This is a genomic window from Sorangiineae bacterium MSr11367 (assembly GCA_037157805.1).
GTDB lineage: Bacteria > Myxococcota_A > Polyangia > Polyangiales > Polyangiaceae > Pendulispora > Pendulispora rubella.
This window is the reverse complement of record CP089983.1, coordinates 8,701,240-8,718,112: the sequence shown is the minus strand read 5'-3', so window position 1 is coordinate 8,718,112 and position 16,873 is coordinate 8,701,240. Positions and strand designations below refer to the sequence as shown.

Below are 16,873 nucleotides of genomic sequence, written 5' to 3'. Positions count from 1 at the left end.
GGAAGCAGTTGGCGCGTGGCATCGAGTTTTTTCGACTATGGTCCGTTCCCATGCGCAAGACCCTCTATCCGCCGATCGAGCCGCACTCGGCGGGCCGCTTGGCCGTCTCCGGTGGGCACGAAATTTACTGGGAGGTCTCTGGCAACCCCAAAGGCAAGCCGGTGCTCTTCGTCCATGGCGGACCGGGCGGCGCCACCGAACCACGACACAGGCGCTTCTTCGATCCCACGCGCTACCGCATCGTACTCTTCGATCAACGCGGCTGCGGCAAGAGCACGCCCCACGCGTCGCTGGAGCAGAACACGACGTGGCACCTGGTCGACGACATGGAGGCGCTTCGCGTTCACTTGGGAATCGATGCGTGGCAATTGTTCGGCGGCTCGTGGGGAAGCACGCTTTCGCTCGCGTATGCTCAGCGGCATCCGGAGCGGGTGACGGAGATGGTCCTTCGCGGCATCTTTCTGGCGCGGGCTTCCGAGATCGCGTGGTTCAACCAATCCGGCGCGAGCGCAATTTTCCCGGATGCGTGGGAGGACTTCGTGGCCCCCATCCCGCAAGACGAACGACATGATCTGGTGCATGCATTCTACAAGCGCCTCACCGACGACGACCCCAAGGTGCAGTCCGAGGCCGCGCGCGCCTGGGCCGTGTGGGAGTCTCGCACGATAAGCCTGCTCCCCGATCGAGAGCGCATGGCGCGGTCGACCGGGGGGCCATTTGCCGTCGCCATTGCGCGGCTCGAATGCCACTATTCGGTCCACGGGGCCTTCTTTGGTCCCGACACGGCCTTGCTCGACGGTGTGAACCGCATTCGTCATCTGCCCGCCACGATCGTGCACGGTCGCTACGACGTCATTTGCCCTTTGCAAAACGCTTGGGCGCTTCACCGCGCGTGGCCCGAGGCCCGGTTCGAAGTCGTGGAGGACGCCGGCCACTCCGTGTTCGAACCGGGAATCTTGCACCAGGTGGTGGAGGCAACGGACCGCTATCGCTGAGGGCGCGCGCTACCGGGGACGAGCCTCGGCACGGCGTTCAATGCTTCACGGTGTGCAGGAACCTACGGAAGACCTTCCTTCGACAACGCGATGGGCCCGGGCCAATCGTCTTGTCGGCCGTGGCCATGATTCCGAATTTGGTGGCGTGATGGGTCGGCTTGGCATTCCTTAATGGCGTGCGCGCGGAACGATGCGACGGAGGGAACGATGAAGTATGCGTACTTGGCTTTTCTCGTGGTGGGCCTCATGGCGTGCGACGCGATGTTCGACTTTGGTAAATCGGACCCGAATGATGACTCGCATCGGGATCCCCAGGGCGGTGGTAGGGGCGATGGATCGAGTTCGGACGAACGCGATGCCTCCATTCCGCCGTCCAACGAGGGTAGTGATCCCACCAACGGCAGCGGATTTGCTGATGCTGCTGGACCGCCGAACGCGAAACGCATGTTCGTGACCAGCGCGGAGTACCCGGGCGACTTCGCGAAGTATGGCACGGGGACCGATCCCGGCGCGGCCGGCGCCGACAGATTGTGCAATACGGCGGCTGCCAGCGCGAACCTCGGCGGAACCTGGAGAGCGTGGATTTCGAGCACCACCAACGACTCCGCCCCCGTCACCCGTCATGCCATCGATCGCATCGCGGAGGTTGCGGGCGGCTGGTACAGCGTGGACCGCACGGCGTGGCTGTTCAAAAACAAGGCAAACCTGGCGACCGTGCCCAATGCTTCCGCGTGGAAGCTCTCCGCGGGGGCGGCCAGCCTGGTCCAAGACGAGAATGGTCGTCGGGCCCTCGACGGCACGAGGGTGTGGACGGGAACCGGTACGGGAGGGCAGATCGTCCCGGACCGGACCTGCCGGGGCTGGACCGCAAGCACCGCGAACTCCGAGGCAACCGCCGGAACCGCGGCGGGAAGCGCGGACCGGTGGACGTCGGGCGACTTCGTTGCCTGCAGCACCCCCGCGCACGTCTATTGCTTCGAACAGTGATTGCGAAAAAGGACTGACCCACGGCGGCGCAGCGTCGCCGGCTATGATGCAAAGGGCCCGTGTTCGAGCATGTCGACGATCACCTTGCCACGTGTGCGCTTGGATTCGAGATGGTGCATGGCCGCAATGACATCGGTGCGGGTAAATGCATAGGTGCGATCGGTCACGGGGCGGAGTCGTCCCGAGATGAGGAGCTCCGCCACGTAGGCAAAGTCCGCGACCCGCGGTCGAACGACCACCAGACGCGCGCGCGGAAATCCGACCGTGGTCGCGAGCACCTCGCATGCAAGGCGGCGCGACGGCACCGTCGAGACGTAGACCCCGCGGCTCGAGAGTACGGCGCGTACCTTTGCGAGGGACAAATTTCCGAAGGCATCGAATACGACGCGATAATTCGTATTTCCTTCGAATAGGTCGTCCGCGGCGTAGTCGCATGGGACATCGGCGCCGAGCTCGCGGCATAGCGCGAAGTTCTTCGGGCTCGACGTGGTCGTCACGTGCGCGCCCATGGCCTTGGCGATCTGGATGGCCATGGTGCCGACGCCACCGGACGCTCCGTGTATGCAAACCCGATCGCCCGGCGCGAGGCGCGCGACGTCGCGAAGTGCTTGAAGGGCCGTCAGTGCGGAAAGCGGCACACCGGCAAGATCGGGCGTGGCGAACGATGGTGGAATGGGGCCTGCCTCGTTCTCGCGGACACGCACGAATTCGGCGAGCGTGCCGCGGAGGTACCTCACCTCGGAGACGAACCCCATGACCGGTTCCCCGACCCTCGCAACGCGGAAGCGAGCACCCACCCGGACGATCTCACCGACGAAGTCGACGCCGATTTGCTTGGGGAACCTCCGGCCGGAGAAAGCGTGAAACCGGCCTTTGCGAAAAAACGAGTCCTTGGGATTGAGCGCGGCAGCCCGAACCCGCACGAGCGCTTCGTTCACCGCGAGCGCGGGCAACGGAATATCCTCCATGCAGAGGAGGTCTGCCTTGCCATAATCGCGATAGACAATTGCCTTCATGGGGCGATACTCGCACGATCCACCGATGTGGCCACGAGCAATCGTGTCGCGTAAATAGCCAGGTAGCTACAGATGGCGAAGCGCGATGACCGCGTCGGCGTGCTTCTCGAAGTAGCGCGCGCACGCCTCGCAGCAGAAGAACGCGGTGCGGTTGTCATGGACGCGCCGTTGCGTCTCCGGGGCAATTTGGAATACCGCGCCACTCACGGGACAGCGCGTGTAGTCGCCCTGCTTCGCTTTTGGCTGGAGCACGATGCGATCGGATACGTCCGCCGCGTTCATCCCGCACGACTTCTGGCAGCCGCGGAATGATTCGTCGACCGGGTCTTCAGGTCGAATGGCCTGGGTGGCGCTGGCATTCGCGCCGGTCGACGAGGCCTCTTCCGCTTCCTGCGTCTTGCATCCAACGGTCAGCGCCACCGCGGCGCCGTACACGAGCGCGAACACGTCGCGTCGAGTCCATTCTGTGTTCATGCGTTGCCTCCCTTCATGTGCGCGCAACCACCACCATCGCCTCGGCGGGTCGAGCGATGGCTTGGCGTTCCTTCGTGCTGGCGCAGTGTATTAGTAGATGTTAATATACTGCTATGCGAACCTCGAACGAGCAAGCGAAAGATCTTTCTGTCGGGGGTGCCCTGTTGGCTGCGCTGGCCGCCTCCTCGTGCTGCCTGGGGCCGTTGCTCCTTGCCGGCCTGGGGGTGGGAGGCGCGGGCGTCGCGTCGGCGCTTGGCGCCTACCGTCCGTACCTCCTCGCGGCGACGGCGGCGTTCCTTGCTGCGGGATTTTATTTCAGCTCCAGGCGATCGCGTGCGGAGTCAGGAGACAGCTGCGGATGCGATCCATCGCGTACGAGGACCGCTGGACGCGTTGGGTTGTGGCTCGCCGCCGTGGTCGTGGTTCTCGTGGCGGCCGCACCTCCCGTTCTGGCACGCTGGAACGCGTCCTCGCATGGCTCGAGTGGCACGCTGCCCAGCCATCTCGAGAGCGCGACGTTCGACGTGGCGGGCGTCGACTGTGAGGCATGCGCGGCGCCGATGCGCGCGGCCCCCGCGAAGGTCGGAGGCCTCCGCGATCTGCGGCTCGATGTCCGAGCGCAGCGCGTAACGATTGCGTACGAGCCGGCGCCCGGCCGGCCCCTGGCCTACGTCAACGCCTTCGACGATCTCGGATACGAAGCGAAGCTGCTCTCTGAGGGCGAAGCGAAATGATGAAACGGATCGAAGTGCTGATGTTCGACGGCTGCCCCCACGTCGACGCCACGGTGGCACGGGCGAGCGCCGCGGCACGCGCTGCGGGCATCCCGGCGGATGTCACGGTGGTGCGCATTGCAAGCGAGGAAGAAGCCATCCGCGAACGTTTCCTTGGCTCGCCAACGGTTCGCGTCGATGGCATCGACATCGACCCCGCCGTGGCCGCAGGCACCGATTTCGGCCTGCAGTGCCGCCTGTACACCGTCGATGGGCAGCTTCAGGGGACTCCGCCGGACGAGTGGATCGTTTTGGCACTTGGTGGTAGTGCTCCACTGCTCGTCGTCACATCGTTTCTTGGCGACGGTTCGGTGGCGAGCCCGTGCTGCACGGGTCGAAAGGACTAGGACTGCGATGCCCGTTCGATGTACGCCCCCCGAAACCGGCCGCGATCTGGTCAAGCGGTGGAAGAAGAGCATGACGTTCACGCCCGATCTCGACGAGCGGGCCGCGGTCCTCGCCGTCGTTGCTCAGCCCACGCGATTGCGCCTCTTCTACCTGCTCGACCAGATCGGCGAAGTCTGCGTGTGCGACCTTGGCGAGATCTTGGGCGTATCGCAATCCGCGGTCTCTCAACATTTGGCGAAGTTCAAAGCGTATGGCCTCGTGACCGTCCGCCGCGACAACCAGACGCTCTTCTACCGGCTCTCGGACAAGCCCGAGGTGAAGGTGCTGCGCAAGGTGGCGCTCGACGGCATCGAACGCACGTAGCGCAGGTCAAGGCGCGTAGCGGGCGAGCCAGACCGTGGTGTTCTCGCAGGACGGATCGCCCGGGACGAAGGCAACGACCTCGAAGCCGTTCTGCTCGAGCAAGGCGCGGTATTCCGCGGGAGCAAGGCTGGCGTGGTAGAGTGGCTCCCCGCGGTAGCTGCTGATCGACTCGTCGTCCTCGTCTCCGCTGGTGAACATGAGCACCGAGCCTGACGTCGCATGTTCCGCGAACACCCGGAACATGCGCCGCTGCGCGTCGCGCTCCAAGTGGATCAGGCTGTTCCAGGCGAGTACGCCCCGAAAGGTATGGCCGAGCGAAAGGCCGCGCATGTCCGCGACGTTCCAGTCGTGCTGCGGAAAGCGCTGACGGCAAAGCGCGATCATCGCGGGCGCGCCATCGACCCCCGTGAGCATGCACCCGCGCTCGATGAGGTACCGCGCGACCGGCTCCCCCATGCCGCAGCCCACGTCGAGGACGGACGGCGATGGAGGCATGAGGTCCAGAAATCGATCCAGCCACGGCTGCTCGAAGAGGCCCCGATGCCGGTCCGCGTCGAAGGCGAGCGCGTGGTCCTCGTACAAGCCAATGATGCGGTTCGCATGGGAGGGCATCGAAGCTCCTCCAGTCTAGCCCCGCCGGATGTCAGCGAGCCATGCTCATTTTTCGAGGCCAGCGAGCAAGGCTGGCAGGAACTGCGCGGCAAACTCCGCATCGGAGAAAGGCTGCTGCCCGGTGAAGAGCTCGCGATCGTGCACGACGTGGCTCTTCCCCGGAGGAGCGGTTTCAACGTTGCCTCCTGCCATGCGGAGCGCTTCGTCGGGGTAGAATCGCACCTTGCCGCCAAGAAAGGCCCGCGTTCCGCCCTCTTCCGCCGTCTTCTCCTCGGCGGTGCTGAACGCAGTCATGCGATAGCCTGCGTAGATCCATCCTCGTGCGAGCTCGCTCGCCTTCTTGCTGTCATTGGCGGCAATCGCCTCGACGAGTGCCGGCGGCTGGCTCGACGCAGCCAACAGCGCAATGGGGCCGTGACAGATGAGCCCCGTGGGCTTTCCTTTTGCGTGGAAGTACTGCAGCGTGGCGCCCACGTCGGAGTCTTGCAAGAGATCTCCCATTGGCGCATGCCCGCCTGGGAAGAACACGCCCACGTAGCCATCGAGCCCCTCGCGCACGACATCGCGTAGCTTCCGCGGCGTCGAAAATCCCTCCAGCCGATCGCGGAAGGCTTTGTAGTCACGCAGCGTCTGTTCGTTCCCGCCGAAGAATGATGGGTCATCGGAGTGGGGATCCATCACAGGCGTCGTTCCCTGCGGATTGGCGAAGACGGGTTGGAGTCCGGCATCGACAATGGCCTTTACGGGGACCATCATTTCGTTCAAGAAGTACCCTGTCTTGTACTCCTTGTGATCCCGTAGAGGCAGGGAGTTGGTGCTCGAGAGCACGACGAGCACCTTACCCCGCGAAACCTGCGGGCTCGACTGGCTGGCGGTCACGGATGATGCACCCGCCAAATGGCTGTTTGGCTCACGCGAACAACCAAGGATGGATGTGGCGAGTGCCAAGGGCATGACGCCAAAATGAAACGCACGAAACATATTGCATATCCTTCCGAGCAGGTGCTTTTCGAACGACGATTTACAACACATGCACGGCGGCGTCCGTTCAGATCCACTTACCAGAGCGTTAATGGATTCGAAACTATCGTCGTAGCCTCACTCACAGCCCCCCCGTTTCTCACGGCGATCGTCCACTTCGTCGAAACGAAGGATTCAACGGTGCCGTGATCCGTGGTGAAAAACAGCTCTTCGTAGCTACTTGCTCTGCGTTGCTGTCGCGGCTTGCTCGATGAGGGACGCTACGAGATCTGGCCTCGCGATGAAGATCGTATGGCTCCCCTCCGCCTCGGTGACGGTCGCGCCGGCGCGCTTCGCCATCGTTCGCTCGAACGAAGGCGGGATCATCTTGTCGGCCGTCGGCACCAGGTACCAGCTTGGTTTTGCACGCCAAGCAGGCGTGGTCACGGAACCCGAGACCGCCCCCACTCCGAGCGGTACCTGCGACGCGGACATGAACGCGGCCTTGTCGGCGTTGCTGTCCGCCGCAAACGCTGCTGCAAACTTCGATTGGTCCAAGGAGAGGAAACCGTCCTTGGGTGGCAGGATCGGCGGGGCCGGCTGGTCGGGCGGAGTGTTGCCGATCAGGGTCTGTACGGATTCACCCTTGTCGGGCACGTACCCTGCGATGTAGACGAGCGCCGCGACCTTTGGATCGTTGCCAGCTTCGGTAATTACGGCGCCCCCGTACGAGTGGCCGACGAGGATGACTTGGCCGGTCTGGGCTGCGATCGCGCGTCCCGTCACCGCGACGTCATCCGCAAGCGTGACCGTCGAGTTCTGCACGATGCTGACCGAGTATCCGTCGCGTTTCAGGAGCTTGTAGACCCCCTCCCAACCCGATCCATCGGCGAAAGCGCCGTGCACGAGTACAACGGAGGGCAGCGGCCCCCCGGGCGGAGGGTTCGACGCTGGACTGCCAGACGCCGGATTCGCTTGAGCGTTCGCGCAGCCAACGAGGGCTGCGGTGCACACGACCGCCACCGCCATGCCGACATAGTCATTCTTGTTCATTGAATGCTTCTTTCGTTTTCGTAGGCGCTCGATATAAAAATACGCCTTCGGTCACACGATACCTACCCGTGCCATCCCAATGGTGGTCGACGACACGGGTGACCCGTACCAGATGAGGTACATTAGCACGCGTCTCTGCACGAGCCACAATGGAATAGACGCACGCGTCGCACAATCGCGTACGGAGTCGATTATGTTGTGAAGATGATTCACGAATCATCGTATCTCTCGGGTAATTTCGCTGCTTGTCGCAATTGGAGATAGCCTTTGGCGTCGGCGCCGCCCGCGTCTTCGTCCTACGAAACGCCTCGTCGAGATTGTGCGTCGCCCGAGCGGACGATGGGCATGTGCTCGGACGCCGGCGGCCGGGCGTTGACCCGATATTCTCGTGTTTGGAGAAGCCGGTTCACCAAAGATGGAGTGTCGATATATCCAAGTATCCCGCATTCGACGTGTGAACTGACGGTTCTCATGCGGCTGGTCGTTCGACCAGAGTTAGGCCGGCGTCTCGACAAGCGAACATTATGTCGCTTCGTCGACATAGGTTTCTGCGACTCTTCGACATTCTCAAAAGAGTCGGGCTGCGCCATCTTCATCGCTGCACTGCCATGAAGCTCGACATCAATGGGATCCTTCGGGAGATTGACGCGCCGCCGGATATGCCGCTGTTATGGGTCTTGCGCGATCTGGCGGGGCTGCCCGGCACGAAGTTCGGGTGCGGCATGGCCGTTTGTGGTGCGTGCACCGTTCATCTCGATGGGCGGCCGGTGCGCGCGTGCATCCTGCCCGTTTCGGCGGTGGGCGGGCGCAAGGTCACCACCATCGAGGGCATCTCGAGCGATGCCTCGCATCCGGTGCAGCGCGCATGGGTCGAGGCCGACGTCGTGCAATGCGGCTATTGCCAATCTGGTCAGATCATGACCGCCGTGGCGCTGCTCGAGCGAAAGCCCAATCCCAGCGATGCGGACATCGATGCCGCGATGTCGGGAAACGTTTGCCGCTGCGGCACCTACGTGCGCGTGCGCGAGGCGATTCATCTCGCGTCGAGGCTCGTGAGGCAAGGCCGCCGATGAGCGTTTCGCGCCGGGGCTTCTTGCAGGCGGCGGGGCTCGTGCTGCACTTCCACGTGTCCGAGGTCGCGCGTGCGGCCATCGCGAAGCCGCCGCCCGCGCCGTTGGCGCCGCCGAATGCGTTTCTCCGCATCGGGACCGACGATACGGTGACCGTGGTGCTGGCCCATTCCGAAATGGGGCAGGGCATCTGGACCGGGCTCGCGATGCTCATTGCCGAGGAGCTGGATTGCGATTGGTCCAAGGTGCGCTCGGAGCACGCGCCCGCCCTGCCTTCCGTCTACGGCGAGGAGAACGTGCAGGCGACGGGGGGCTCGTCGAGCACCATCGGTCAATTCGATCGGTACCGCACGGTGGGGGCGACGGCCAAAGACATGCTCGTGCGTGCGGCCGCGGCCCGATGGAAGGTCGCGCCCGCGGCGTGCAAGGTCGCCCGCGGGATCATCTCGCACGGGACGCGTTCGCTGACGTTCGGCGAGCTGGCAGAGGAGGCCATGAAGCTGAAGCCCCCCGCATCGGTGAAGCTGAAGGATCCGGCGTCGTGGCGACTCATCGGCACCCCGGTGCGGCGGCTCGATTCCCCGGAGAAGGTCACGGGCCGCGCGGTCTTCTCCATCGACGTTGCGCTCCCGGGCCTGCGCACGGCGCTGATTGCGCGGCCGCCGGCTTTCGGGGCGAAACTCGTGTCCTTCGACCCGGCGGCCGCGCTCGCGGTGTCCGGTGTCGAGAAGGTGGTCGCCATTCCCAATGGCGTGGCCGTCGTGGCGAAGCACTTCTGGGCGGCAAAGCTCGGGCGGGACGCGCTGGCGATCACGTGGAGCCCGCCCGAAGGCGGCGGCGTCGACTCGCGCACCTTGCTCGAGAACTTTCGCACCTTGGCGCAAAAGCCCGGCGCGGTGGTCGTCGAGGCGGGCAAGCTCGAGCCGGCATTCGCTGCGGCGGCCCATCGCCTCGAGGCGTATTACGAAGTTCCGTACCTCGCCCATGCGCCGATGGAGCCACTCAACTGCGTAGTGAACATCGACGGCGGGTATTGCGAAATATGGGCCGGCACGCAATTTCCGAGCAACGATCAGCGGCTCGCCGCGAGCATCCTTGGCATCACCGTCGACAAGGTCCGCGTCCATACGACGTTTCTCGGAGGCAGCTTCGGGCGGCGCTTCAACGATACCTCGGACTTCGTGACCGAGGCCGTACATGTTGCCAAGGCAGCGGGTGTGCCCGTCAAAACGATTTGGACGCGCGAGGACGACATTCGAGGCGGCTATTACCGGCCGGCGCACGTGCATCGCATTCGTGTCGGCGTGGATGCCAAGGGCAGGCCGGTGGCCTGGGACCAGACCATCGTGGGGCAATCGATCGGCCGTGGCACGCAGTTCGAATCGGAGATAATTCAGAATGGCGTCGACCGAGCGTCGGTGCACGGAATCAAATCGTCCCCGTACCTCGAGGTCGTGCCCTCGAAGCGTGTGTCGCTGCATCTGCCGCAGACGCCCGTGACCGTGTTGTGGTGGCGCTCCGTGGGGCATACGCATACGGCCTTTGCCGAGGAGTGCATGGTGGACGAGCTGGCGCACGCCACGGGGCGCGATCCGCTCGCGTACCGGCTCGAGCTCCTCGAGAAGCGGCCGCGGTTTTCGGCGGTGCTCGCGCTCGCCGCCGACAAGGCCGGTTGGAAGACGGCGCCGCCTGCGGGGCGTGCGCGCGGGCTCGCCGTGCGCGAGGCGTTTGGCTCCGTGGTGGCGCAGGTGGCGGAGGTCTCCGTCGAGAATGGGCGCATCCGCGTTCACGAGGTCACCTGCGCGGTGGACTGCGGCATCGCGGTCAATCCGCTCGCCGTCGAGGCGCAGGTGCAGTCGGCCATCGCGTTCGGGCTGACGGCGGCGCTCCACGGGAAGCTCACGCTCGTCGGAGGGCAGGTGCAGGAGAGCAATTTTCACGATTACCCACCGCTGCGGATGTTCGAGATGCCCAAGATTGCGGTTCACATTCTGCGAAGCGACGCGCCCATGGGCGGCATCGGCGAGCCGGCCACCCCGCCGATTGCCCCCGCCGTGGCCAATGCGGTTTTCGCCTTGACCCAACAGCGCCTGCGCACCCTGCCGCTCCGCCTTGCTTGAGACCGCACCATGAATCGCCTCGCCATCGCCGTCCTTCTCCTCTCGGCGTGCCATCCCCCCCGCGATGGCACGAGCCGCACGGCCCCGCCGAGCGCGGACGGCGTCGTGGCCTTCGAGACCGTGCGCCGCGTGTTGCAGCATCCACGGTGTCAAAATTGTCACCCGGCGGGCGATGCGCCGCTTCAAGGCGACGACAGCCACGTCCACACGCAGAACGTGCAGCGCGGGCCGGAAGGGCGCGGCATGGTCGGCGCCGAATGCACGACGTGCCATGGGCTGGCCAATCCGCCGAATGCCTATGGTCCGCACGTGCCGCCGGGCAACGCCAACGGCTGGCACATGCCTCCGCCCGACACGAAGCTGGTGTTCGTCGGGCTCTCGCCGCGCGCGCTGTGCGAGCAAGTCCGCGATCCCGCGCGCAACGGACGCAAGGACCGCGCGGCGCTGCGCGCCCACCTCGAAGATCCGCTCGTCGTCTGGGGCTGGGCTCCCGGCCGCGGCCGCACCCCCGTGTCGACGCCGCGCGATACCTTCCTCGCGGCATGGGAAACATGGGCGCGCGCGGGGGCGCCGTGCCCCGACTAAGTTAGCTGGGGTGCGGACCGCGGCTCGAGGTGTCACGGACAGGCCGAAATCCGTCCGGGACAGAGGGGCGCCGCGCGGCGAGGGCCTATTTTTCGATGGATGCGAACTGGCACTGGATTGGCAATGCGTCGGGTCAGACCTTTCGTGCGCGGGGCTCCGGAACCCGCACCCGCGAGGTTGCAGATCAAGATGATGGGTTGCCGCAGGTAAGAGTGGGAGGCAACAGCCCTCCGCGTGCCCGAAAAGGCAGGGAACCAACGCCCAAGGGCGTCCAGCTATTGGGAACAACACGTGGGGCGGTGACGGGAGACGCTGCGGTCGCGGACCGGTGGCCGAATTCCTCGTTGGGGAAGCAGCGCAAAAACTGCTCGCATCTACCGGAACTTTTCTACCCTCATTTTTATCTGGCAGAGAGAAAGCCAGAAGAAGCATGTGTGCGATTGCGCGGAACGCGCGATCTCGCACCCGTTTGCCCTCGCCCCCCCCGTGACCGGGGGGTGAAGTCGTTGCCCCGGCCGGCCCAGCTCTATGCCGCACCCGGCACCAGGGACCCACCTGGTCACGGCGGCGCCTGCTCGCGCACGAAGTCGATGAATGCGCGAAGCGCCGGCGGCGTTTGCCTTCGGCTCGGATAATAGAGGTAGAAGCCGGGAAACGACGGCGACCATGCTTCCAAAATGCGCGTGATGCGGCCACGCTCCACGGCGCGGCGCATCTTTTCGTCGATGCCGTAGCCAATCCCGACGCCATCGCGCACCGCGCGCAGCAAAATGTCGGCATCGTCGACGATGAGCGGCCCCTCCACCGCGACATCGAGGCTTTTCTTGCCGCGCGCGAATTCCCAGCGGTACACGTTCCCATTGGGGGTGAAGCGCAGGTTGATGCAGCGATGGCGGTGCAGTTCGTACGGCGTCTTCGGGGTTCCGTGGCGCGCGAGGTAGTCCGGCGAGGCGACCACCATGGTGGAGAGCGGGCCGCTCAACTTGACGGCGACCATGTCCTTGTCGACCTTCTCGCCCAGGCGAACGCCCACGTCGAATCGCCCCTCGACGATGTCGGTCAGTGCATCGTCGCTCGCGATGTCGAGCACGATGTCCGGGTGCTTGCGCGAGAAGCGCCCGACCAGGGGCGCGAGGAAGCCGAAGACGGCCACACGCGCCGCATTGATGCGCACGACCCCTGCGGGGCGCTCGCGAAACGTCTTCACGTCCGCCACGGCGGCGTGCAAGTCCTCGAAAACGGGATGGAGCTTCGCCAGTAGACGCGCCCCCGCCTGCGTGGGAGAGACGCTGCGGGTGGTCCGGTTCAACAGGCGCACCCCGAGGCGCTCCTCGAGCCTGCGCACCGTCTGACTGAGCGCGGGCGCCGAGACGCGCAAATGTGCGGCGGCGCGCGTGAAGTTTCCCTGGGATGCGACGGCCGCAAAGGCGTTCAACTCGGTGAATTCGATTCCGCGCATTGTGTTCCTTCGAAGAAAGAATACCGCGCGATTCTGTCAGGTAGAAAGTGCCCTCATTCCGCGGGTGCGGGCGCCTCCCCGGCCGACGGTGCGCTGGAGAGGAGCGGCAGGCCTTTGCGAAGGACGAGCTCGAGCCAGAACCCGGTTGCCTGGGAGGTGAGAATGGCGGTGAGCACCAGGGTGGTGAAGAACGCGGGGCTGATGATGCCCGCGTCGAAGGCGACGCTCGCCAGCACGATGCCCGGTCCGCCCCGCGCGTTGGCGGTGATGGCCACGTTGGCGATGTCGAGACCGCGGAGTCGGGCCAATCGTGCGGCCAGGCCCATGGAAAGAAGGCGAATCGCGCTCGAGCCGACCAGGAAGGTCACGAGCATGGCGAGTGAGAACGTCCTGGTAAGATCCAGGCGATATCCCACGATGGCAAAGTACACGGGGACGAAGGCGCCGAAGGAGACCTTCCCCAGGGCGGCGACCGGTTCGGCGAAACGCGCGCGCTCCGTCCCTTTGAAGCCGCCCAGGATGCCGAAGCCTGCCAAAAATGCGCCGAACACGACATTGACGCCGGCCGCCGCCGCCGCCGCGGTGTACGCGAAGATGACCACGACGATCCACGCCATCGGCGATCCCACGGCGAGAACATTGCGCTGTGATCGGCCCCATTTGGCGAGCCACTTCGGCGCGAGTGTGAGCCCCAGGCCAATGTACAGCGTCGAAAGCACGAGATGACGCGTGACGCTCACCATCGGATCGACACCCGCCGTGCGAACCGCCGCCAGCGAGGTGGCCACGCCGAGGACGCCCCAGAGCAGGATGTCCTCGAGCATCGCCATGCCGAGAATCAGACCCGCGAACCGGGATTCGAGAATCCCCAAATCGGCGAAGATCTTGCTGATGACCGGGATCGACGTGACCGCCACCGCAATGGCGAGCACGAGAAGCAGGGACGTGCGCTGATGGGCGGCGCCCATCAAGGGATCCAAGGGAAGGCAGGGCCCGAGCGCGAGGGTGATCGCAAACGGCAGCGACGTGCCAATGCCCAAAAGCCACCAGGTCTGACGTCGGGTTTCGCGACTGCCCAGAACATTTCGAACTTCCGAGCCGGACGCGAAAAGAAGAAGCAGCAGCCCGAGCGAATAGAGGAATCCGAGCACGATGCGCGCCGGGCTGGTTTTGTCCTCACCGAAGAGCAGCGCGGACGCCGACGGTGCGATGCGGCCGAAAACCGATGGCCCGAGGAGAATGCCGGCTAGGATTTCGCCAATGACCCGCGGCTGCCGCCATCGCGCAAAGAGGTAGCCCAGGCCGTGGGCGCCCCCGATGATGAGAAGCAAGGCAAGGGTGAACGCTCCAAGCTGACGATCGGGCATGTCAGAGCACCCTCACCGTTCCGAGCCCGCCGTCGATCTCCAATTCGGCACCGTCGGCGATATGCCGGGTTGCGCCGTCGACGGCGACGATGGTCGGAATCCCGAGCTCGCGGCCGATGATCGCGGTGTGCGAAAGAATGCTGCCGCGCTCCACCACCAGGCCGCGCGCGGCCACCATGAGAAAGACCCAGCCGGGGTCGGTCATCGCGGCCACGAGGATCTCGTCCGGTTGTATGACGGCCCCCTTTGGATCGCGGACGATGCGGGCGCGCCCGCGGACCACACCGGGCGCGCAGCCTTGACCGCGCAAGAGGGACGCGGGCGCGACCTCGGGGCTCGTGCGCGCGGGCCCGGCGGCGCGATGGGCGCTCACGATGCCCTGGGTCACGATGCGTGATTCGGTGTCACGTTCGGCGAAGGCCCGGAACTCGCGGCGGCGCATGGCCACGACTTCCCCGAGGCCGCGGGTGACGGCGCTGCCGCGGATGGCGGCCTCGATCTCGTCCACGGTGAGGTAGAAAATGTCGGCTGCATCGCCGAGCAGCCCCTGCTCGCAGAACCGCCGGCCCATCGCGCGGAAGATGCGCTTGACCATGCCGAACATCCGCGAGCGCGCGAGGCGTGTGTTCTCGCGGTTTCGCACGGCCCGGCGCGTCTCCTCCAAGAGAAAGGCGAACGCAAGTCGCGTCCACGGCCTCCGGCGAAGGCGCTCGGCCACGGTGCGCTCGGCGCCGCTGCGGATGCGTGTCTCGCGCTCCTGGAATTGTTCGAACGTCGTGCCCGCGTGTAGGTACCCGCGGCAGAGAGCGATGAGGGAGGCCGGGTTTTCCGAGAGCGGGCTGGTCTCCAGTTTGAGTTCCTCGACGGTGCGGTCCCCATAGAGCTCGATGTGGCGTTCGACCTGGGCTCGAAACGTCTCGTGCGCCGGGTCCTCGCAGAGGCTGCGCCACACGCGCTCGTCGTGCCTTTCCGTGTCGAAAAGGCGGCGCAGGGCGTCGCTTTCGCGGATACGTTGCGTGAGCGCCAGCACGGAGCGCACCGGTTCCACGCTTTCCATTCCGCGTTCGCCGCAGAGAAGGTCGTTCTGCAGGGACGGATGGTCCTCGAACCCCGAGCTCGCGATGAAGCGGCCGAGCACGTGGTGAAAGTTGAAGGCGAAGAGATCGTTGACCGTCGTCGGCTCCCAATGCCGAATGAGGTCGTCGAACAGCGATTCGTAGAGAAGGAGAAGCTCGTCGGCGGAAAGATCGTCCACGCTTTGACTGCGAAAACGCCGCTGAAAGTCGGCCATGCGGCGCTGAAAGCTCGCCAGATCACGCCGTAGGCCGATGAAATTTCGCACGGCGTTGGCCCGCACGCGCAGCTCCTGGAGGAGTCGAGCCGGGCTTCGAGGAACGCGGGCCGTGGCATCCTTCAGGCCGAGGGCCTGCTTCCACGCTTCGAGGTTGCGCTCGAGGCCGGGAACCAACGAGTAATAGCGATACCAATTTTCGATGTTGTAATAAATGCGACCCTCGACCAGCCCGACCATGTTGGCGATGGTGGCGCGTTCCTGCACGAGTGTGCTCTCGGCGATGCCGAATGCGCGTGCGGTCTGGCGGAAGACGATTTCGTAGCCTTTCCGTACGAAGGAGAAGGTGAGGGGCGTCGTGACGCCGGGATAGCTCTCGACGATGTTCGTATTGTCGAAGACCCGGCGCGTTCCCGTCGGTTCGGGAGGCGTTTTCAAGGTGGTGATGGGCCGCGCCTGCAAGACGTAGATTTTTCCCTCGGCATCGATGGCCCATTCGACATCCTGCGGGCACCCGAACAGGGCGAGCGCGCGCTCGCCCATGGATATCAGCGTGTCGAGCTGCACGTCGTCGAGGGCCGGTGCATGGGCGCGGACGTTGGGGACCTCGGCGATGCACGTGCCGCGACCGGCGTGCTGGTCGAAGACGACCTGGGTTCCCTTGTTTCGGATCTGGCGATCGCGTGGTTGCCGGGTCGCGCGGTGGATGAAGAAAGTGTCGGCCTCGACCCGGTCGGCCACCACGCCTTCACCCAGCCCGTAGGCGGCTGCAATCACGGCCTCTCCGTGATCTCCGGTGGAGGGATTCGCGGTGAAGAGCACCCCGCTCACCTCGCTCCGTACGATCTCCTGCACGATGACCGCCGCGTGGGGGAGCGGTTCTGCGCCCTGTTTGCGCCGGTACAACAGCGCACGGTCCGAGAAGGCGGAGGCGAAGCAGTCCTTGATGCGATCGATCAACTCGGCGCGGGTCACGAAGAGGTAACTGTCCATCTGGCCCGCGTAGGACGCCTGCGAGCCGTCTTCACCGACGGCGGAGGAGCGGACGGCCACCCACGTTTCGGGGCCGAAAAGGGCATCGAAGTTCTCCAAGATCCGGCGTTCGTCGTCCGCCTCGAGGGCGCATGCACGCGCCGCCTGGCGCAGCTCGCCCGCGAATGCGATGACCTCGTCGTCGGTGGCCCACGCAAGGGTGGCCAGCCGCGCCGCGAAGCGATACCGAAGGTCGGAAACGAGGTGTTCGAAAGCGCGCGTGGTCACGCAAAACCACCGTGGAACGGGGAGCTCACGAAGGAGATCCAGATTGGCACCTTTCCCGCCGACCAATCGAGCCGGTAATGGCGCTTTCTTCTCACCCACGCCGCCAATGACGATGCGATCACACGTGTCGTTCATGGAAT

General features: G+C 65.1%; 16 protein-coding genes. 8 read left to right on the top strand and 8 right to left on the bottom strand.

The window, feature by feature from the left end:
* Positions 1–50: 50 nt before the first annotated feature.
* Both pip and LVJ94_33615 read left to right on the top strand, forming a co-directional pair.
* Positions 51–995: a prolyl aminopeptidase gene (pip, locus tag LVJ94_33620; protein WXB01845.1), complete on the top strand. Its 945-nt coding sequence runs from the start codon at positions 51–53 to the stop codon at positions 993–995.
* 207 nt (positions 996–1,202) lie between these two features.
* On the top strand, positions 1,203–1,982 hold the full coding sequence (locus LVJ94_33615) for a hypothetical protein (protein ID WXB01844.1): 780 nt from the start codon (positions 1,203–1,205) through the stop codon (positions 1,980–1,982).
* Between the two features lie 41 nt (positions 1,983–2,023).
* Here the strand turns inward: LVJ94_33615 and LVJ94_33610 are convergent, their stop codons facing one another.
* Positions 2,024–2,998 (bottom strand): NAD(P)-dependent alcohol dehydrogenase, encoded by a 975-nt coding sequence (locus LVJ94_33610; protein ID WXB01843.1) that lies wholly within the window; start codon positions 2,996–2,998, stop codon positions 2,024–2,026.
* Positions 2,999–3,064: 66 nt separating this feature from the next.
* On the bottom strand, positions 3,065–3,472 hold the full coding sequence (locus LVJ94_33605; GenBank protein ID WXB01842.1) for a hypothetical protein: 408 nt from the start codon (positions 3,470–3,472) through the stop codon (positions 3,065–3,067).
* Positions 3,473–3,585: 113 nt separating this feature from the next.
* On the opposite strand from LVJ94_33605, the gene LVJ94_33600 reads away from it, so the two are divergent.
* Genes LVJ94_33600 through LVJ94_33590 form a run of 3 tightly spaced genes read left to right on the top strand, consistent with a single transcriptional unit; the run spans position 3,586 to position 4,956 of the window.
* Positions 3,586–4,206: a heavy-metal-associated domain-containing protein gene (locus LVJ94_33600; protein WXB01841.1), complete on the top strand. Its 621-nt coding sequence runs from the start codon at positions 3,586–3,588 to the stop codon at positions 4,204–4,206.
* The gene (locus LVJ94_33595) at positions 4,203–4,592 is read left to right on the top strand and encodes a hypothetical protein (protein WXB01840.1); all 390 of its coding nucleotides are present in this window, start codon (positions 4,203–4,205) and stop codon (positions 4,590–4,592) included. The genes LVJ94_33600 and LVJ94_33595 overlap by 4 nt, the downstream gene beginning before the upstream one ends.
* A gap of 7 nt (positions 4,593–4,599) precedes the next feature.
* The gene (locus LVJ94_33590) at positions 4,600–4,956 is read left to right on the top strand and encodes a metalloregulator ArsR/SmtB family transcription factor (protein WXB01839.1); all 357 of its coding nucleotides are present in this window, start codon (positions 4,600–4,602) and stop codon (positions 4,954–4,956) included.
* Between the two features lie 6 nt (positions 4,957–4,962).
* Here LVJ94_33590 and LVJ94_33585 read toward each other — a convergent pair whose 3' ends face one another.
* From LVJ94_33585 to LVJ94_33575, 3 genes are all read right to left on the bottom strand, one after another.
* Positions 4,963–5,568, bottom strand: a complete 606-nt coding sequence (locus LVJ94_33585) for a class I SAM-dependent methyltransferase (protein WXB01838.1) — start codon at positions 5,566–5,568, stop codon at positions 4,963–4,965.
* A 45-nt stretch (positions 5,569–5,613) separates the two neighbouring features.
* On the bottom strand, positions 5,614–6,447 hold the full coding sequence (locus LVJ94_33580; GenBank protein WXB01837.1) for a type 1 glutamine amidotransferase domain-containing protein: 834 nt from the start codon (positions 6,445–6,447) through the stop codon (positions 5,614–5,616).
* A gap of 318 nt (positions 6,448–6,765) precedes the next feature.
* Positions 6,766–7,581 carry an alpha/beta hydrolase gene (locus LVJ94_33575; GenBank protein ID WXB01836.1) on the bottom strand — a complete coding sequence of 272 codons (816 nt, stop codon included), beginning with the start codon at positions 7,579–7,581 and terminating at the stop codon, positions 6,766–6,768.
* Between the two features lie 608 nt (positions 7,582–8,189).
* On the opposite strand from LVJ94_33575, the gene LVJ94_33570 reads away from it, so the two are divergent.
* From LVJ94_33570 to LVJ94_33560, 3 genes are read left to right on the top strand one after another with little or no spacing between them, the layout of a single operon-like run.
* Positions 8,190–8,654, top strand: a complete 465-nt coding sequence (locus LVJ94_33570; GenBank protein ID WXB01835.1) for a (2Fe-2S)-binding protein — start codon at positions 8,190–8,192, stop codon at positions 8,652–8,654.
* Positions 8,651–10,771: a xanthine dehydrogenase family protein molybdopterin-binding subunit gene (locus LVJ94_33565; GenBank protein ID WXB01834.1), complete on the top strand. Its 2,121-nt coding sequence runs from the start codon at positions 8,651–8,653 to the stop codon at positions 10,769–10,771. Before LVJ94_33570 ends, LVJ94_33565 begins: the two co-directional genes overlap by 4 nt.
* A gap of 9 nt (positions 10,772–10,780) precedes the next feature.
* Positions 10,781–11,356, top strand: coding sequence for a hypothetical protein (locus LVJ94_33560; GenBank protein ID WXB01833.1), 576 nt, complete (start codon positions 10,781–10,783; stop codon positions 11,354–11,356).
* A 559-nt stretch (positions 11,357–11,915) separates the two neighbouring features.
* On the opposite strand, the gene LVJ94_33555 is transcribed toward LVJ94_33560, so the two are convergent.
* Genes LVJ94_33555 through LVJ94_33545 form a run of 3 tightly spaced genes read right to left on the bottom strand, consistent with a single transcriptional unit; the run spans position 11,916 to position 16,868 of the window.
* On the bottom strand, positions 11,916–12,815 hold the full coding sequence (locus LVJ94_33555; GenBank protein WXB01832.1) for a LysR family transcriptional regulator: 900 nt from the start codon (positions 12,813–12,815) through the stop codon (positions 11,916–11,918).
* A 53-nt stretch (positions 12,816–12,868) separates the two neighbouring features.
* Entirely contained in the window at positions 12,869–14,182 is a 1,314-nt protein-coding gene (locus LVJ94_33550; GenBank protein WXB01831.1) for a cation:proton antiporter, read from the bottom strand.
* Position 14,183: 1 nt separating this feature from the next.
* Positions 14,184–16,868 carry a hypothetical protein gene (locus tag LVJ94_33545; GenBank protein WXB01830.1) on the bottom strand — a complete coding sequence of 895 codons (2,685 nt, stop codon included), beginning with the start codon at positions 16,866–16,868 and terminating at the stop codon, positions 14,184–14,186.
* Positions 16,869–16,873 lie beyond the last annotated feature (5 nt).